Here is a 16,337-nt window from a genome sequence, read left to right as displayed (position 1 = left end):
CAGTACCACTGGCAGTCCCGAGAGCGGAGGTGCGTTGTGACGCGGTTCGGATACACCTTGATGACCGAGCAGAGCGGGCCGAAGGAACTGGTGCGGTACGCCCAGGCCGCCGAGGAGGTCGGATTCGACTTCGCCACGATCAGCGACCACTATTCGCCTTGGCTGGCGTCACAGGGGCATTCACCGTACGCGTGGTCGGTGCTGGGCGCGGTCGCGGCCGTCACCCGGCGCATGGGCCTGATGACGTACGTGACCTGCCCGACGATGCGATACCACCCGGCGGTCGTAGCGCAGAAAGCCGCGACCATGCAGATTCTCTCCGACGGCCGGTTCACCCTTGGCCTGGGCAGCGGGGAGAACCTCAACGAGCACGTGATCGGCACCGGCTGGCCCAGCGTGGCCGAACGTCAGGAGCGCCTGCGCGAGGCGCTGCAACTCATCCGCGAATTGCACACCGGCGACACCGTCACCCGTCACGGCCGCTGGTACCGTGCCGACGCCGCGCGGCTGTGGGATCTGCCGGAGACGCCCATCCCGATCGCGGTCGCCGTATCCGGCTCCCGCTCGGTCGACCTCTTCGCACCGCTGGCCGACGAAATGGTGCTCACCGCACCGGATTCGGCGCTGATCGAGCGGTGGCACCGCACCCGGTCCCGGGCGCTCGGCGACAGCACCCGAAGCCGGGTCACCTGCCAGGTGCCGGTGTCCTGGGACACCGACCGCGACAGTGCGGTGCACCGCGCGCACGACCAGTTCCGCTGGTTCGCGGGCGGCTGGGCGGTCAACAGCACGGTCACGACGCCCTCCGGATTCGCCGACGCGAGCCAGTTCGTCCGACCCGCGGACGTCGCGGACAGCATCCCCTGCGGCCCGGACCTCGACGAGATGGTGCGGGCCATCCGCCCGTTCCAGGAGGCCGGATGCACCGATGTCACCATCGTGCAGGTCGGCGACGAGCGGCAGGAGGAATTCCTCACCAAGGCTGCGGGACCGTTGCTGGAGCAACTCCGCGCAACGTGACCATGCAATAGAGTCGACTGATGTATCAGTCGTAATCTGGCGGGAGCGCCGGGGAGCGGTTCCGGGGCTGCGCCGCAGCGTTGCTACGGTCGCCTGGTGACCTCGACCGATGCCGGATACACCCTGCCCATCCAGCGGGTGCGGGCCATGGTCGAGTTAGCGCAGGCGCGGGGCTGGGATGTCGACGGCATGCTCGGCGAGGCGGGCATCTCGTCGGAGCTGCTCGCCGAGGGCCGGTCTCGCGTCACCGTCGAGCAGACGGTGCTGATGGTGCAGCGGCTGTGGCGCACCACCGACGACGAACTGTTCGGCCTGGGCCTGGGTCCGATGCCGCGCGGCACCTTCCGGCTGGTGTGCTTCGCGCTGGTCGGCGCCGCCGACGTCGGAGCGGCGATCCGGCGTTTCGTCGGCTTCCAGAAATCGCTGCCCGGATTCCCGCCGCTGAGCCTCACCGTCGACGGCGGGCAGGCGCGGGTGGCCTTCGACATCGGCGCCGTCCGCAAGCCGGTCGGGCTGATCATCGACACCATGCTGACCATCACGCACCGCTTCCTCGGCTGGTCGGTCGGCGGGCGAATTCTGCTGAGACAGGTCGAAGTCCCTTATCCCCCATCGGGTCTCGACGACTACGACCTGATATTCGGTACGCCCGTGGTCTTTTCGGCGCCCGCACCGGCACTCGTCTTCGATGCCGCCGTGCTGGACACCCCGCTGGTGCGCGACGAGGGCGATCTGCTGGACTTCCTGCGCGACGCGCCGTCAGCGGTGATCGGCCGCCGCCACTACTCGGTCGCCCCGAGCGCCCAGGTGCGGCGCATTCTGGAGCGTGGCCTGCGGGGCGCGTGGCCTACCGTCGACGAGGTCGCCGCCGAACTGGCCATGAGCCCGCAGACGCTGCGCCGGAAGCTGCGCGAGGAGCACACCTCCGCCCGCGAGATCCGCGAGCAGATCCTGCGCGACGCCGCCGTGGCGAGCCTGGTCCGCGGCGACGAGACCGTCACCGCACTATCGCGGCGGCTGGGCTTCTCCGAACCGAGCGCCTTCTCTCGCGCCTTCCGCCGCTGGACCGGGAGTCCCCCGGGGTCCTACCAGCGGTAGCCCACCCATCATTCCCGGCATGCCGGGAATGCGTAGGCAAGGGTCGGCCGCGCTCGAGCGGTCCGGTCAAGATGTCGAGCACTCGGGTCATTGGCCGCGCCCCCTTCGCCGTGCACGCTCGGAGGCAAGCATCCGAACAGAGGAGTTCTGCTGTGTCTTTGCACCGTTCACCGTGGATGGACGAGGATCTGGACGCGCTGTCCGAACTGGCGCGCCGATTCTTCGAGAAGGAGTGCGCCCCCAACGAGGACCGGTGGGGACGCCAGCACCACGTGGACCGCGAGATCTGGGACAAGGCCGGTGACGTCGGGCTGCTGTGCCTGAGCATTCCCGAGGAATACGGCGGGGGCGGCGGCACCTTCGCGCACGAGGCGGTCGTTGCCGTCGAGCAGACCCGGGCGATGGCGCCGAGCCTCGGCAACCCGGTGCACTCCACCATCGTCGCCCACTACATCAACTCCTATGGCACGGAAGAACAGAAGAGGGCCTGGCTGCCGAAGATGGCCAGCGGCGAGATCGTGGCCGCCGTCGCCATGACCGAGCCCGGCACCGGATCGGATCTGCAGAGCATCCGCACCAAGGCGGTCAAGGACGGCGACGACTACGTCATCAGCGGCGCCAAGACCTTCATCTCCAACGGGCTGCTCTGCGATCTGGTCGTCGTGGCCGTGAAGACCGCGGAAGGCAAAGGCGCGGGCACGGTTTCACTGATCGCGGTCGAGACCACCCGCGACGGGTTCCGGCGCGGGCGCAATCTCGAGAAGGTGGGCCAGCACGGCCAGGACACCTGCGAGCTGTTCTTCGACGAGGTGCGGGTGCCGCAGTCGAACCTGCTCGGCACCGCCGAGGGGCTCGGCTTCATCCAGCTCATGCAGCAGCTGCCGCAGGAGCGCCTGATCCTCGCCGTCGCGGCGGCCGCCGCCATCGAGAAGACCGTCGAGATGACGATCGCCTACACCAAGGAGCGCGAGGCGTTCGGCAAGCCGATCTTCAAGTTCCAGAACACCCAGTTCGTCCTCGCCGAATGCGACACCGTCAAGAGCGTGGCCTGGTCCTTCACCGACGACTGCGTCGCCAAGCACCTGCGCGGCGAACTGGACGTGCCGACCGCCGCCAAGGCCAAATGGTGGCTCACCGAACAACAGTGCCGCGTCGCCGACGAATGCCTGCAACTGTTCGGCGGCTACGGCTACATGGCCGAATACCCCATCTCCCGCGCCTTCACCGACTCCCGCATCCAGAAGATCTACGGCGGCACCAACGAAATCATGAAAATGATCATCGGCAGGAGCCTGTAGGGCCGTCCCTACTCCGAGGTGAGTTCGGCCAGGGCGTCGGCGGCGTCGCGGTTGCCGCCCGCGGCGAGTCGGCGCAGTTCGATCAGATCGCCCTGGTCGGTTGCCAATTGCACGAGCTCGGCGACGGCGTCGGCGTTGCCGCTGTCGGCCCAGCGTCGCAGCTCGCCCATGTCTCCCCGGTCGGCCGCCAGCTCGACGAGTTCGGCGACGGCGTCGGAACTTCCGGCGGCGGCCAGGTCGCGCAGTTCGTCCATATCGCCGCGCTCGACGGCCGCCACGATCAGCTCGCCGATCGCGTCGCTGTCGCCGTTCGCTGCCCGTTCCCGCAGCTCGCCCAGGTCGGAATCGGTCATGAAACGCACCCTTTCGGTGGTCGTTGGGGCCGTATGTCCCGGTTCGGCTGAGCATATCCCCGAATCCGCGAGCCGCGGCGCACCCGGCAACGAATCATAGACACGCTCGATCATCACGGCCGGAGGCCGACGAATCGACATGGAGGGTGGATATGAACGGAACGACGGTCGCGGGTGCGCTTGCGGCGCTGGCGGTTTCGGCGGGGCTGCTCGCGGGCGCCCCGACCGCGCAGGCGGGGCCGGGTGACTGCGCGGCGGGCAATCCGCTGCAGGCGGAGGCACAGCTGTTCGCCACCGACAACACCGACACCATCACCGACGCGAACGATCCGAGGCTGCGGAACCGGTTGCGGGCCTTCGAACTTCAGGTCGACGGGATCGCGCTGGGAGAACTCGCGCTACCGGTCGGGTCCACGCTGGTCAGCGGCGTCTTCTGGTCCGACGCCCAGCAGCGGGCCACCTACGAGCGGTCGCGGGAGTTCCGGCTCGCCTGCCTCGCCGGACCGGACCTGCGCCGCATCGCCGACCAGGTGCGCAGCCGCTTCCACCAGGAGTCGGTGCTGACCTTCGAACCGCTGCCCGCCGATTCCCCTGCCCGCGACGCCTTCACCGTCGAGATTCCCGGCGTCGACGTCACCCGCTTCCACGACGCCCTCGTCGCCGATCCGCAGACGCGCAGCCGGCTGGTGGGCGGCTCGGTCACCGAGGACGACACGCTGATCCTGATCGCCGACCTCGCCGACCTGCCGCTGGTCCGGCAGCTCGTCATCCGGCTCGGCGCCGCCTGGGATCCGGCCGTGGTCCGCTACGGCGATCGAGAAATCGTGGACTGACGGTCAGTCGGCGGGTAGCTCGATACCCTGCTCCGCCGCCTTCACCGCCACCTCGTCGGGGAATACGTTGCGGAACAGGAACAGGTCCTGGCCCAGGCGCCAGCCCGGCGCCAGCGCCACCGCGTAGCGCTCGAAGTACCCGAGCTGCTTGCCCATCAGGATGAGCTGCTCGGGTCCGAAGGCGCCGCGGCGCTTGCCGAATTCGACCAGCCGCGCGGCGACCTTGCCCATATCGAGCTTGGCCAGCTTGCCAGACAGCACCGGCGCCAGCGCCGTCGCCAGCTGCCGGCCGATGGTCGCGTCGTCGCCCGCGTCGCCCTCGACCAGGTCGAGTTCGCGCAGGGCCCGTGCGACCGGGCGGAAGTCGCCGTCGATGGCGCTGGCGTGGAACAGCGCCCGCACGAAGTCGCGCCACTGCGGACTCATCGTGCCGACGATGCCGAAGTCGAGCATGGCGGCGCGGCCGTCGTCGAGCAGCCAGAGGTTGCCCGCGTGCACGTCGCCGTGGAACAGGCCGTGCACGACAACGCTTTCCACCCACGCCTTCACCAGCCGCCGGATCAGCAGCTCCGGATCAGGGTGCACGGCGCGGATATCGTCGAAGCGGTCCAGCGGCATCCCGCGCATCCGCTCCATGCACAGCACCCGCGGCCCGCAGTAGTCCCAATACACCTCGGGCACAACGACATGCGTGTTGTCGCCGAAGGCCCCCAGATGCGCGCGGGCGCGGGTCTGGTTGTCGGCCTCGTTGCGGAAGTCCAGTTCGGCGACCGTGGTCTCGTACAGGTCGCGCACCACGCCCTGGGCGTTGGCGATCCGCGCGTTCTCCGACCGCCGCTCCATGACCCCGGCCAGCCGGTACGCCGCGCGCAGATCGACGATCATGCGCCGGGCGATATCGGGCCGCTGCACCTTCACCACCGCCGGACGACCGTCGGCCAGCACGCACCCGTGCACCTGCGCGACCGACGCCGCCGACAGCGGCTCGTCGTCGAACTCCCGGAACAGCTCGCCGATCGGCCGCCGCAGGTCGGCCTCGATGATGGCGCGCGCGTCGACGGCCGGGAACGGCGGCACGTCGTCGAGACAGCGCAGGCAGGCATCGGTCAGTTCGTCCGGGAACGAGGCCGGTGACGACGCGATCAGTTGGCCGAGCTTGACGAACATCGGGCCCAGCACCTCGAACCCGTCGACCATGCCCTCGGCCATGGCGCGCCGCCGCCGCGAGCGCCGCAGGCCGCCCCGCAGCACCCGGCGCGTCACCGACTCGCCCAGCACAGTCCCGATCGCGGCCGTGCGCCGGAACTCGGAGAATCCGAACTTCTCGAGCGCCGGCCGCGACACCTCGGGTTCGGGCACGGCCTCGGTCTCCAGGGCCGCGGCCGTCACCGCGCCCCACCGATCGTCACCACACGCTCTGGCCAGCTCATCTGCACCGCTCCGACCGCCTTGTCGCTCTCGTTCGAAACGTCGACGTTCGACATTCCCCGGCGCCACCCCTGCGCGGCGCCGGCTCGGCTATACGACGGAAGTGTACGACCATCGCGCGAGGTTCCCGGGCAGGCCCGGGGTCGGCGGTGCGATTACGCGGGCACGCCGAGCCCGGAGGCCAGCACGGGCCACGAGTTCTTCAGCGCGTCCTGCCAGTAGCCCCACGAATGCGTGCCGGTGGGAGTGAACTCGAAGGTCGCGGGGATGCCGAGTTCGCCCAGCTTGTTCTGCATATTGTGGGTGCAGTGGTTCACCGCGGCCTCGATGACGCCGCCGATCAGCATCTGGTTGAAGAAGCCACGCGGGCCGGGCTGCATGTACTTGCCCTCGTATTTGTCGTACACGCCGGGCGCGCCCGTGCCGCTGGAGATGTACAGGGCCAGTCCCCGCAATTGCTCGGCGTGCAGGTAGGGATCGTTCGCCGCCCACATCGGATCGTTGTCGGGGCCGTACATATTGACCGTGTTCCCGCCGCCCCAGGCCTCCACCGACAGCTTCACGAACTGCCGCCCGAGCGGATCACTGATCTGCGCGCAGCCACTGTAGGCGGCCACCGCCTTGTACAGCCCCGGCTTGGCGATCGGCAGCTGCAGCACCGAGGTGCCCGAAGTGGACAGCCCCGCAACGGCATTGGCTCCGGTGGTCTGAAATTCGGCATCGATCAGCGGCGGCAGTTCCTCGGTGAGGAACGTCTTCCACTTGTACACACCGAGTTTCGGGTCCGGGGCGCGCCAATCGGTGTAATAGCTCCACTTGCCGCCTACCGGCTGCACCACATAGGCCTGCTTCTCCGAGAGGAAGCCCAGGACGTCGGTGTTGCGCTGCCAGGTGGCCGAATCCTGGCCCCCGCCACCGCCGTTGAGCAGATACAGCACGGGCGCGGGCGCACCGGCGTCGGCGGGCCGCTGCACGTTCACCATGATATCGGTGTTCATCGCCGCCGAGTGCACCCGCAGCTGCACCGTGCGGCCGTCCACCGGCCACTGGCCGGTGATCGCCGACCCGTCCGGGGCATCCGACGCGGCCGGCGCCGCCCCCAGCATGGCGCCGGCCGCGACCACTACGGCGGGTATCACGCAGCCGCGCAGCAGTTTTCGGATCATGTGGAATTCTCCTCCGAGGAATGGACGAATGCGCCCGCCGGGCGGTGTGGGTATCACCACCCGGCGGGCAGGGACCGCCGTATGTGAATCGCCGGGCGCGGGATACGGAGCTGGGCCGGCGTGCCCATCCCGCGCGGACGTTACGGCGGGCGGTGTCCGGGCGGCGCGCCAGGGAATCAGGGCTCTCGCGCCGCATCGGACACCCGCTCGAGGGTGGTCAGAGCTTGCCGCCGCCGCCCAGCAGCCACGGGTTGAAGGTGCACTGCAGGGCCGGAGTCTGTGCCGGGTCCAGCGCGTTGAGCGCGATCGACAGCGCCCGCGGCGAGTACATCATCGTCAGGTGATCGGACAAGTCCTGCTCGCACCCGTCCTGGAGGGTGATGTTGCGCACCTGCGCACCCGGACCGGCATGCAGGAATGTCAGGTCGTACGGGTTGGTCACCTCGTCGTAGCGCGAGCCCACGACCGTGTAGTTCACCCCTGGCACCGTATCGCCGTTCGCATTCAGCTCATTGACGAAATCGGAGCCGATGGTCTGCTGGATACCGGCGTGACCGACGAAGATCTCGATCAGACCCAGGATGTCGATCCCGAAGTTGTTGATCGCCCGGCCCAGCGCGCCGATCCCGTCCAGGCCGGTCCCGTGGTGGGTCGCGCCGAAGGTGATCAGCTTGTCGACCTTCTCCGCACCGCCCTCCTTCTTGGTGTACCAGTTGGACATCGCGCCGCCCAGCGAGTAGCCGATCAGGTCGACCTCCTGGGAGCCCGTGGCCGCCAGCACGCGGTCGACGAACGCCGACAGCTGCTTGGCCGATTCCTGGATGTAGCCGGTGGCGCTGATGCCCGGCAGCACCGAGCCCAGGCCGCCGCCCTCCAGCAGGTTGGAGCGGCCGTAGTTGAAGGTGAACGTGCAGAACCCGGCGTCCTTGATCGGCTGGCTCATGTACGCGAAGCTGTTGTACGCGTTGACCCAGGTGCCGTGCACCAGCACCACCGGTTTCCGGCCGTCGCCCGGCTTGCAGTTCCAGTCGTTGGTACCGGGCGGGCCCACATCCGGATTCAGCAGGCTGTAGCCGAACGCCGCCAGGAACGACGACATCTCCGGACCGTATCCGACCGTATCCGACGCGTGTCCGCCCGACGAACCGGAGCTCGAACCCGAGCCGCCGTAGCAGTCGCCGGACCCGTTGCCCGATCCGGCGCCGCTGCCCGACGTGCACGCCGAACCCGAACTGCCGGCGCTGCCGCTGTCGACGATCGGCTTCGCCGCGGGGTCCTTCAGTCCCTGAGCGATGTTGTCTGCCAGTTGTTGTTCCGTCGGCTGCTCGATCGGCGCCTGCGCGGGCTGGGCCCCGGCACCGACGGTCCCGAAACCCACTGCGAGCAGCGAGACTCCTACGAGCACCGCGGCACTCAACGGCCGTCGGCGGGTGCTTCGTCTCATTCCATGCCTTCCTGCAGAACCACAGCGTTCTCCAGTTCCGGTGCCGGACGGGGTATTCCGTCCGGCCGGAACCGCGTTCACACGCTAGGTCCGGCGATCAGGCGCTGGATACGAACTGCCGCAGGCTCTTCGAAACCTCACGAGCGGCGCACCGGGCCGCAGTGAAAGTGCACAAACAAGATATTTCCGCAGCCGCGCAGGCGGCACGATTTTCCACTGTCGCCAGCACAATTCCGATGCGGTCGGCACGGTGAATTCTCCAGCACTGCAACCTATCACGATCCAATCACAACGGTGAGGTGCATCATTCCTGCATTACTCTCCGCTCCCCCGCCGTTCCGATCACGGAGTCTCCCATGCCCCACACCTCGATCCCACTGCTGCGATCCTGCACCCGAATCCTCGCGGGCACCGCCGTCGCCGCCGGGATGCTGCTGAACGCCCCTGCCGCCCTGGGCGATCCGATCTCCGACGCCATCGGCGCGGTGATCGGTCAGCTCGGCGCAGCCGCGGGCGGCCAAGCCGGGCAGCCGCTGCCCACCCCGCGCGGTCCCGGCACCGCGATCGTGGTGCTCGGCTACGGGCTGGAGCCCGACGGGCACATGCGGCCGGAACTCGTCCAGCGCCTGGAGGCCGGATTCGTCCAGGCCGTCATCTCGCCGCAGTCGCCGGTCATCGTGACGGGCGACAATCCGCGCGCCGGCGTCACCGAGGCCGACGCCATGGCCCGCTGGCTGATCGAGCGCGGCATCGCTGCCGAGCGCATCCACGTCGAACCGGCCGCCGCCGACACCCGCGAGAACGCCGCCAACTCCGCGGTGCTGATGCGGGCGATCGGCACCGGCGACGCGGTGCTGGTCACCTCGGCCGACCACATGCCCAGGGCCACCGGGGTTTTCGCCGATGCGGGCGTCCCGGTGATCGGCACCCTCACGCCGGACGGCCTGCCGCCGTTGCTGCTGGCGCCCTTCGGCCCTGCGGCGTAACCCGCCGCAGGCGTGTCGGCAGCGTGTCCCTCGCTGCCGACACGTCGGGCCACGGCCTCAGCCGGTGACGGCCGCGAGCTCGAAGGCCAGCAGGGCGAGGCTGGCGCGGGAGATACCCTCCGGATGCGACAGGTCGAATCCGGCCAGCCGTTCGATACGCCGCTGTCGATGCGACACGCTGTTGGGATGAATGCCCAGCCGCCGGGCGGTGGCCCGGCGGTCCAGCCCCGAGTCGAGGAATGCCCGCAGGGTCTCCAGCAGTTCGGGCTGGGTCGCCAGCGGCTGCAGCGCCGCGGCGAGGTGTTCGCGCGCCGGGCCGGGCCGGGTCATCTGGAATTCCACCGCGACGTCGGCCATCCGGTACAGGCCGGGCGGGCGGCCCAGCGTGCGCACCAGTTCCAGCAGCTCACCGGCCTGCTCGGCGAGGTCGGGAATGGATTCGGTCGCGCCGGACACCACGGTGGCGGTGAGCGGCACCGAGGCCGCGGCCGACAGCACATCGAGGGTGTCGCCGGTCATCGCGAGCCCGCCGGTGAGCGCGGGCGAGTCCTCGACCGGCACCAGAATCGTGCCGCCGTCCACCGACAGCAGCGACAGCGCCCGCGATCCCAGGACCGGCGCCAGCGCGCTCTGCAGTCGGCGCAGCTTGCGCCGGGCGACGCCCTCTACGTTCGACCGCGGGTCCCGCTCGCCCGGATGCGGCGGAATCGACAGCGCCACCACCTGGTAGTTGTCCGCGACCGTGATGCCGGTGCGGCGCTCCAGCGCCTCGCGGCCGTGGCCGCTCAGCAGCGCCGTGACGAGGGTCTGTGCGGCCGTTTGGTGATGGCGGGCGGCCAGCCGGTGCTCATCGAGGTAGGCCGAGGAGGTGGCGACCGTCACCGTCTCCAGCAGCTGCAGCACCTGCTCGGTGCCGGAGAGCAATTCGGCCGGGCCGCAACCCTGTTCGTCGGCGACGTGTTCGAATCCGCGACGCACCGTTTCGTGATAGGTCCGCAGCACGGTGTCCAGGTCGATGCCCTCGCGGGCCCAGGCGGCGGCCCGGCCGACCAGTTCCGCCAGCCGTGCCGCGTCCTGCGGACCGGACGCGGACAGCACGCCCAGCGCCAGTGCCAGGCAGTCGCGCACGCCCGCGGTCAGTTCGGCGCCGCTCGCACGCGGGCCGGGCGCCGGGCGGTCGCGAAGGAAGTATTCGGCCAGTCGTGCGGACAGATCGCTCGGTCTGGCGGGCTCCTCAGCCGGACGCACGACCGGCGAACTCAGGACCGGTGCGGATGATGTCATCGGGTCGCTCCAAGTGGTCGTGACCGCGGTGTGTGTACCCGCCGAGCGCCAGGGGTGAGGTCGCGCCCGGCGGGTGGATCCACTGCAAGCGCACACGCACCGCGCAACGGAGGGGGTTGGAAGTCCACATGCCGCGGTACGGCGGTGCGCCGGCGGGCGGTTCGATGTTTCCCGGGGCACCGCCCAGCGGTGGCTGACCCGGCGACCGAACCGGCGCCTCCTTTCCTGCTCGAGGTGCGGCGCGCCGATGCCAGACGCGGCGCCGACCGCGCAAACACCGGCGCCGCGTCACATCACGATACGGCTACGGAACACCACGATCGCGAATCAGTGTAAATCCGATGACGATTCATCAAGGGCGGGCCGGAACCCTAGGGGCGGCACACAAATTCACGCTCGGGAATCGACCGGGAATTCAGCACTCGTCGGGCGCCGGAATCCCCTGCAATCGATGGTCGACCCAGTGCAGCACCTCGGGATAACCCAGCCCCGCCGCGAGAATGTGTTCGCCGAGAACGCTGCGATACACCGCGGGCACGCCCAGCTCGCACTGCTCCCGGTACAGGTTGCGGGCACCCTCGGCGGGGATCCACCATTCCTGCTCACCGTTGTAGATATACAGCGGCACCGCCGATTTCATGCCGCGCATGCGCGTCACCTCGTAGATCTCGGCGGCAATGTCGCTGCGCAGCGGGTCGGGGATGTCCGAGGCCAGGTCGATCGGCAGCATCAGCACGCCCGGCAGCGCGAACACTCCCGCACAGGTGTCCTTGAGCGGTGAGGTGGCGGCCCAGCGGGCGAGATTGTTCATCCGGGCCAGCATCTCCGGGCGTTCGCGGGCGACGCCGAAGGTGGCGGCGAGGAAGATCCCCGAGGCGAGATTGCCGTTCATGCTGCGCCCGAGCAGCTCGTAGTCGGCCGGGACGCCGCCGAGCGCCGCACCGGTGATCACCGACCCGAGTTCCGGTGCGTAGGAGTCGATCAGCGCGACGGCGCCGCGGGTGGCGATCGCGCCGCCGGAATACCCGTGCATGGCGTAGTGGCTGTCGCCGTACTCGCCGGGCAGCTGATTGCGCACGGCGCGAATCGAATCCAGCACCGCGTGCCCGGCCACGAACGGTTCGGCGTAGGCCATCCGCGGGCCCTCGTGATCGGGGATCAGGACGGAATAGCCGCGCAGCAGCCCCAGTTGGGTTGTCGGCGGGATGAAGTCGGTGGTGCTGGCGTCGAACGAATATCCGTGCGCCAGCGTGTAGCCCGCCGTGCATTCGCGGCCGAGCGCATCGATCGGCAGATTGTTCACCAGCACCGGACGTGCCCCGGGGCCCGCCCACCCCGCGGCCGGGATCGCCAGCGATGCCGTCGCGTACGAGGGGGCGCCGTGGGCGTCGGTGGTGCGGTACTTCAGCTGCAGCACCTGCCGCACCGGAACCACCATCAGCGGTTGCGCGGTGGCGGTGACGTCGCGGTACTCGATCACGTCGCCCGGCGCGTACTCCGCGAGATTCGCGGGCCAGACGTCGAACACCGGATCGCCGACGGCCGACGGCATCACCGCCTGCTGCAGCCGCGCCAGATCCGGCGGCAGCTCCTGAGCCCCGGACACCGCGGGCATCGAGGGCGCGACGATCGGGGGCGGCGGTACCACCGCGTTGATCCACTCTTGCAGATCGGGCAGGTCGAGGCTGTCCGGAAGCGAAACCGCCGGCGCCGCGGGCACACTCGGCTGCGGCATCGCCGGTGGCGCCGGGAGGCCGGGAATTATCGGACCGGGAGCCGGCGGCTGCCCCTGCGCGACGACCGTCGTCGGCCCGCACACGATCAGCATCCCGGTCACGAGGACGCGCCAGCCACGCATGACTCACCCCCACTGTGAGCTCGCACCCGACCGCCGCCATGCGGGTCCGGCCCCAAGACTCCCGAGCCCGCCGGGTCGAGTCATTCGAGGTTACCGGCGCCGCATCGCCCGACACCGTGTTTTGTCCGTTTCGTGCGCATCACGAGTCCGGTTCGATACCGGACGCCCGTCCTGGAGGCCGCTCGGACCGGATTCCCTTGTGCCCCCGAGGGAATCGCCGACGGGCGGCACCCGTCCCGAATCTTCCCTGCTCCGGGTTCCGTTCGGGCTCGCCGGGTGACGCGCCCGTCGCGTCGCGAACCCGCGACCGGCCGGGTGCCGCACCCGGTGCGATACGAACCGCGATCCGCCGCCTACCCGTCCGGGAAGGGATGGATCCGTAGGATTGCCGTGCGTCACGATCACCGCGGCTCACCCCGCCGCGGATCACCCGGACCAACCGAACGGAGGGCCATGCGCATCGTCATCGCGGGCGGACACGGCAAGATCGCGATACTGCTGGCGGCACTGCTCGCCGGACGCGGCGACGAGGTGACCAGCCTCATCCGCAACCCCGCCCACGCCGACGAGGTCGCCGCGAGCCGCGCGCGCCCCGTCCTGCTGGACCTGGAGAACTCCACCGCCGCCGACGTGGCGGCCGTGCTCGACGGCGCCGAGGCCGTACTCTTCGCCGCCGGGGCCGGGCCGGGCAGCGGCGCGGACCGCAAGTACTCCGTCGACCGGGACGGATCGGTGCTGCTCGCGGAGGCGGCGCAGCGGGCGGGGGCCGCGCGGTTCGTCCAGATCTCCACCATGGGCGCGGGAAAGCCCCCGGCGCCCGACCGGGACGAGGTGTGGGCCGCCTACATCGACGCCAAGACCCAGGCCGAGGACGATCTGCGCGGCCGCGACCTCGACTGGACCATCGTCCGCCCCGGCCGCCTCACCGACGCGTCCGGCACCGGCCGGGTCACCCTCGTCGAGGCCCCGGGCGACTACGGCTCGATCCCGCGCGCCGACGTCGCCGCGGTGCTCGCCGAAATACTCGGCGCACCGCGCACTTTCGCCAAAACGCTGGAGCTGGTCTCGGGAGACACAGCGATCCCGAAGGCCATCGCCGCGCTCTGAGGCACCAGCCGCCGAAGGCGCGAGAGCGTCTCACCATCGTCCCGAGCATGCGAGCACCTCACCCCCGCCCCGAGCGTGCGAGCTTCTCACCTCGTCCTCCCGGCGTGCTCTTGGCCGGGATCCATGCCCTCCTCAGCAGTTGCTCGGGGCGGGCTCACCGCGCATCCGGGCGTCCAACCAGCCCATCGCCTGCGGCAGCCCCAGGACCGCGGCGGTCAGGTGGTCGGGTACCGGGATCGCTTCGGACTGCAGCCGAACGCCGGCCGCACACCAGCGGCGGTTCGTGTTCACGATCGCGTCGATCGGCACCAGGCCGTCGATCGGCGAATGCCATTCGAATACCGGCATATTCGGCGCACCGTCGTAGAGTTCGAGGCTGTTCTCCTCGATCACCTTGCGGGCGTCGGGGTCCTCGGTCATCTTGGTGGTCTTCGCGAAATCTAGCGCGCCGCGCCCGGCGCCCGCCGCGAGCAGGTCGTTGGTGCAGCCGTTGGCGATCCGGCGGCCCACCGTCACGCCCTGGTCGTTGAGCTGCTCCGAGATCGGGAACCGCTCCGGGTACTCGCGCTCCAGGCCGAGACCGGCGGCGAAGGCCAGCCCGAACACCGGATGCGCGCCGTAACCGAGCCCCTCCAGCATCTTCACCAGGTTCATCGGCACGCCGCCCGCCGCGGCGCCCGCGATGCGCAGTTCCGGCGCGTAGGTGGGCGCGAGCGCGGCCGCCCAGGCCGTCGCCATCCCGCCGCCGGAGTACCCGGCCATCGTGACTGGGCTGTGCTCCAGCCGCAGTTGCTTCACCTGCTGCGCGGCGCGGATCCCGTCCAGGGTGATCTGGCCGCCCAATTTGGCCGCGCCGTAGGCGAATTGGGGTCCGAGATGATCGGGCAGCGCGATGCTCCAGCCCCGCTGCAGCACCAGGTTGTAGGCGGGCGCCTCACGCACCATCAGATTGGGGTCGCTGGTGTAAAGGGTGTGCGAGATCGAGCATTCGGTGCCGAGCCCGTTGATGATGGTCTGGTACGACAGCAGCGGGCCGTCCGTCGCCCGAGTGCGCGGCGAAAGCACGGTGGTGGTCGCCGCGATCGGCTTCCCCTCCGAATTCGTGGACCGGAACTTGACCAGCCACACGTCGGTTTCGGGGAAGATCATCAGCGGCGGCAGCGCCCGGATGCCGAGCACGTCCCCGGGCTCGTGATCCGCGACATCGGCCGGTGCGCTGTAGAACGGATCCGGATCCGCCGCCGGAAGAAACGGCTGACCGGACGCGGCCCCGACCGCGCCCGCCAGCAACAGCAAGCTGCCGGCGCAGGCGCCCAGCGCGCGCCGGAATGCGTTGTTCCCCATGGCCGGAAAGATTAATAGGACTCGTATCCGACTTCCTCTCGGGGGGTCATGTCCTGACAACTCACAAGCGCTCCGGATATGAGGCTGTGTTGCGAGACGAAATCACGCGAAAACCTGTTGACCGCGGGTTACACGAACGTACCTTCGAACTCGGCGCCGCCGCCCGCTCCATATCGGCAACGGCGCAGAATCGAAGGAGCACGGCCATGTACACCCCCGACACCCTCACCGAGGCGCCGACCAGGCGCGTCACCGTCTATTTCGACGGCCCGGACCCCGGCGACGAACTGGTGCTCGAATATGCCGCCACCCGCGCCGAGGCGTGGGAATTCGCGGCGGCCGCAGTGCATTCGGGATTGGCGGTCACCATCGACACCAAAGTGCGCCCGGGAATGCGACCCCTACCCTGCCGGAGCCTGTGGCATTGACCACACCGGCCTTGTGACGCCTCACAAGCGACCGGGACACCGCTTCCGTATTCGCACAGATCGACGGCGAACGGGAGGTACGGCATTCACCCGCCGTTAGTGTTAACCGCCGCATCAGACAACTCGATGCGGAAGGAGTCAGCATGGTCGCGGACAGCTCGGCCCAACCGGGTCTCACCATCGCCGGTGCCCCGATCTCATCGCCGCTGAAGGATGTCTGGGCGCTGTCACGGCAGATGGTCGGGCACTTCGTCGAGAATGTCGCGCCGTGCGGGACCCTGCCCGGCGACGCCATCCACGGCGACATCACCACCATCACCCGGATGAACCTCGAGTTCGCGGTCAGCATGCTCGACGGCACGGACATCCCCGACAAGATCGAACGGCTGAAAGAGGCCGCGGCGCAATGGGCCCGCGAGGGCGTGCCGATCGATACGATCCACCACGCCATCCACGAGGGTTTCAAGATCGGCCTCGAGCTGGTGGTGTCCGGCACGGCCGCGCGGCAGCGCAAGACCGGCGACGGCACCATGACCATCACGATCGCCGATTACGAGGCGTTGATCGGCGGGGCGAAGCTCGTGGTGGAAATGCTCGACACCATGACCACCGCCGTCTCCACGGCATACGTCCGCGAACTCAGAGCCGTCGTCTCCGAACACCACACCGCCGTCCACACCCTCACCTCCG

The 16,337-nt window shown here is 69.5% G+C and carries 14 protein-coding genes and 1 pseudogene; 8 read left to right on the top strand and 7 right to left on the bottom strand.

Annotation, left to right across the window (positions count from 1 at the left end):
• Positions 1-36 precede the first annotated feature (36 nt).
• The 3 genes from ACYVLQ_RS29830 (at position 37) to ACYVLQ_RS29820 (ending at position 3,416) form a co-directional block, all read left to right on the top strand.
• Positions 37-1,020: a TIGR03557 family F420-dependent LLM class oxidoreductase gene (locus ACYVLQ_RS29830; protein WP_460700869.1), complete on the top strand. Its 984-nt coding sequence runs from the start codon at positions 37-39 to the stop codon at positions 1,018-1,020.
• 96 nt (positions 1,021-1,116) lie between these two features.
• Positions 1,117-2,118 (top strand): AraC family transcriptional regulator, encoded by a 1,002-nt coding sequence (locus ACYVLQ_RS29825; RefSeq protein WP_460700868.1) that lies wholly within the window; start codon positions 1,117-1,119, stop codon positions 2,116-2,118.
• A 152-nt stretch (positions 2,119-2,270) separates the two neighbouring features.
• A complete protein-coding gene (locus tag ACYVLQ_RS29820) occupies positions 2,271-3,416 on the top strand; it encodes an acyl-CoA dehydrogenase family protein (protein ID WP_460700867.1) in 1,146 nt (381 codons plus the stop codon).
• A gap of 8 nt (positions 3,417-3,424) precedes the next feature.
• On the opposite strand, the gene ACYVLQ_RS29815 is transcribed toward ACYVLQ_RS29820, so the two are convergent.
• On the bottom strand, positions 3,425-3,769 hold the full coding sequence (locus ACYVLQ_RS29815) for a hypothetical protein (protein WP_460700866.1): 345 nt from the start codon (positions 3,767-3,769) through the stop codon (positions 3,425-3,427).
• 152 nt (positions 3,770-3,921) lie between these two features.
• On the opposite strand from ACYVLQ_RS29815, the gene ACYVLQ_RS29810 reads away from it, so the two are divergent.
• Entirely contained in the window at positions 3,922-4,602 is a 681-nt protein-coding gene (locus tag ACYVLQ_RS29810) for a hypothetical protein (RefSeq protein ID WP_460700865.1), read from the top strand.
• Positions 4,603-4,605: 3 nt separating this feature from the next.
• Here ACYVLQ_RS29810 and ACYVLQ_RS29805 read toward each other — a convergent pair whose 3' ends face one another.
• The 3 genes from ACYVLQ_RS29805 to ACYVLQ_RS29795 all read right to left on the bottom strand — a co-directional run bounded on the left by ACYVLQ_RS29805 (position 4,606) and on the right by ACYVLQ_RS29795 (position 8,640).
• Positions 4,606-5,991, bottom strand: coding sequence for an ABC1 kinase family protein (locus ACYVLQ_RS29805; protein ID WP_460700864.1), 1,386 nt, complete (start codon positions 5,989-5,991; stop codon positions 4,606-4,608).
• Positions 5,992-6,185: 194 nt separating this feature from the next.
• The gene (locus tag ACYVLQ_RS29800) at positions 6,186-7,196 is read right to left on the bottom strand and encodes an alpha/beta hydrolase (protein WP_460700863.1); all 1,011 of its coding nucleotides are present in this window, start codon (positions 7,194-7,196) and stop codon (positions 6,186-6,188) included.
• Between the two features lie 217 nt (positions 7,197-7,413).
• Positions 7,414-8,640, bottom strand: a complete 1,227-nt coding sequence (locus tag ACYVLQ_RS29795) for an esterase/lipase family protein (RefSeq protein ID WP_460700862.1) — start codon at positions 8,638-8,640, stop codon at positions 7,414-7,416.
• Positions 8,641-8,996: 356 nt separating this feature from the next.
• Between ACYVLQ_RS29795 and ACYVLQ_RS29790 the strand changes: the two genes are divergently transcribed.
• Entirely contained in the window at positions 8,997-9,626 is a 630-nt protein-coding gene (locus ACYVLQ_RS29790) for a YdcF family protein (protein WP_460700861.1), read from the top strand.
• 57 nt (positions 9,627-9,683) lie between these two features.
• On the opposite strand, the gene ACYVLQ_RS29785 is transcribed toward ACYVLQ_RS29790, so the two are convergent.
• Together ACYVLQ_RS29785 and ACYVLQ_RS29780 are read right to left on the bottom strand one after the other, a co-directional pair.
• Positions 9,684-10,910 (bottom strand): PucR family transcriptional regulator, encoded by a 1,227-nt coding sequence (locus tag ACYVLQ_RS29785; protein WP_460700860.1) that lies wholly within the window; start codon positions 10,908-10,910, stop codon positions 9,684-9,686.
• Positions 10,911-11,325: 415 nt separating this feature from the next.
• Positions 11,326-12,768 carry a lipase family protein gene (locus ACYVLQ_RS29780; RefSeq protein ID WP_460700859.1) on the bottom strand — a complete coding sequence of 481 codons (1,443 nt, stop codon included), beginning with the start codon at positions 12,766-12,768 and terminating at the stop codon, positions 11,326-11,328.
• Positions 12,769-13,221: 453 nt separating this feature from the next.
• Here ACYVLQ_RS29780 and ACYVLQ_RS29775 point away from each other — a divergent pair, with 453 nt between their 5' ends.
• Positions 13,222-13,875 (top strand): NAD(P)H-binding protein, encoded by a 654-nt coding sequence (locus ACYVLQ_RS29775; protein ID WP_460700858.1) that lies wholly within the window; start codon positions 13,222-13,224, stop codon positions 13,873-13,875.
• 132 nt (positions 13,876-14,007) lie between these two features.
• On the opposite strand, the gene ACYVLQ_RS29770 is transcribed toward ACYVLQ_RS29775, so the two are convergent.
• A complete protein-coding gene (locus ACYVLQ_RS29770) occupies positions 14,008-15,219 on the bottom strand; it encodes a lipase family protein (RefSeq protein WP_460700857.1) in 1,212 nt (403 codons plus the stop codon).
• 206 nt (positions 15,220-15,425) lie between these two features.
• Between ACYVLQ_RS29770 and ACYVLQ_RS29765 the strand changes: the two genes are divergently transcribed.
• Both ACYVLQ_RS29765 and ACYVLQ_RS29760 read left to right on the top strand, forming a co-directional pair.
• Positions 15,426-15,647, top strand: a complete 222-nt coding sequence (locus ACYVLQ_RS29765) for a hypothetical protein (protein WP_460700856.1) — start codon at positions 15,426-15,428, stop codon at positions 15,645-15,647.
• A gap of 143 nt (positions 15,648-15,790) precedes the next feature.
• A pseudogene (locus ACYVLQ_RS29760) lies at positions 15,791-16,337 on the top strand (PucR family transcriptional regulator); the annotation flags it as partial.

The sequence above is a fragment of the Nocardia thraciensis genome, assembly GCF_054782435.1.
Note: the sequence above shows the minus strand (reverse complement) of the source record. Positions and strands in the feature narration are given on the sequence as shown.

Excerpts from the sequence above, each read along its gene's own strand:
- ACYVLQ_RS29815 (WP_460700866.1), bottom strand. The coding sequence starts at position 3,769 with ATGACCGATTCCGACCTGGGCGAGCTGCGGGAACGGGCAGCGAACGGC.
- ACYVLQ_RS29810 (WP_460700865.1), top strand. The coding sequence starts at position 3,922 with ATGAACGGAACGACGGTCGCGGGTGCGCTTGCGGCGCTGGCGGTTTCG.
- ACYVLQ_RS29800 (WP_460700863.1), bottom strand. The coding sequence starts at position 7,196 with ATGATCCGAAAACTGCTGCGCGGCTGCGTGATACCCGCCGTAGTGGTC.
- ACYVLQ_RS29795 (WP_460700862.1), bottom strand. The coding sequence starts at position 8,640 with ATGAGACGAAGCACCCGCCGACGGCCGTTGAGTGCCGCGGTGCTCGTA.
- ACYVLQ_RS29790 (WP_460700861.1), top strand. The coding sequence starts at position 8,997 with ATGCCCCACACCTCGATCCCACTGCTGCGATCCTGCACCCGAATCCTC.
- ACYVLQ_RS29785 (WP_460700860.1), bottom strand. The coding sequence starts at position 10,910 with ATGACATCATCCGCACCGGTCCTGAGTTCGCCGGTCGTGCGTCCGGCT.
- ACYVLQ_RS29780 (WP_460700859.1), bottom strand. The coding sequence starts at position 12,768 with ATGCGTGGCTGGCGCGTCCTCGTGACCGGGATGCTGATCGTGTGCGGG.
- ACYVLQ_RS29775 (WP_460700858.1), top strand. The coding sequence starts at position 13,222 with ATGCGCATCGTCATCGCGGGCGGACACGGCAAGATCGCGATACTGCTG.
- ACYVLQ_RS29770 (WP_460700857.1), bottom strand. The coding sequence starts at position 15,219 with ATGGGGAACAACGCATTCCGGCGCGCGCTGGGCGCCTGCGCCGGCAGC.
- ACYVLQ_RS29765 (WP_460700856.1), top strand. The coding sequence starts at position 15,426 with ATGTACACCCCCGACACCCTCACCGAGGCGCCGACCAGGCGCGTCACC.